Source organism: Paraclostridium sp. MRS3W1 (assembly GCF_032465715.1).
Taxonomy (GTDB): Bacteria; Bacillota; Clostridia; order Peptostreptococcales; family Peptostreptococcaceae; genus Paraclostridium; species Paraclostridium dentum.
On the sequence record NZ_JAWDJM010000089.1, the window covers coordinates 1 to 347 of the forward strand.

Below are 347 nucleotides of genomic sequence, written 5' to 3' on the forward strand. Positions count from 1 at the left end.
ATGTGGGAATATGGCTCAGTTGGTAGAGCAATTGACTGTTAATCAATGGGTCACAGGTTCGAGTCCTGTTATTCCCGCCAATATGCTAGTGTGGCTCAACGGTAGAGCAGCTGACTTGTAATCAGCAGGTTGTAGGTTCGATTCCTATCACTAGCTCCAACGTGGAGGATTTCCCGAGCGGCCAAAGGGGGCAGACTGTAAATCTGTTGTCACTGACTTCGGTGGTTCGAATCCACCATCCTCCACCAACTTAATAATTTGCGCGGATGTGGCGGAATTGGCAGACGCACCAGACTTAGGATCTGGCGCCTATGGCGTGGGGGTTCGACTCCCTTCATCCGGTTAAG

The 347-nt window shown here is 51.0% G+C and carries 4 tRNA genes; all 4 read left to right on the plus strand.

From position 1 onward, the window contains the following. Positions 1-4: 4 nt before the first annotated feature. Positions 5-80: transfer RNA gene (locus tag RWY47_RS06595), tRNA-Asn, on the plus strand. A gap of 4 nt (positions 81-84) precedes the next feature. Beyond that, positions 85-159 (plus strand) — tRNA-Thr (locus tag RWY47_RS06600). A 4-nt stretch (positions 160-163) separates the two neighbouring features. Next, a tRNA-Tyr gene (locus RWY47_RS06605) sits at positions 164-248 on the plus strand. 14 nt (positions 249-262) lie between these two features. Continuing rightward, positions 263-343: transfer RNA gene (locus RWY47_RS06610), tRNA-Leu, on the plus strand. Positions 344-347 lie beyond the last annotated feature (4 nt).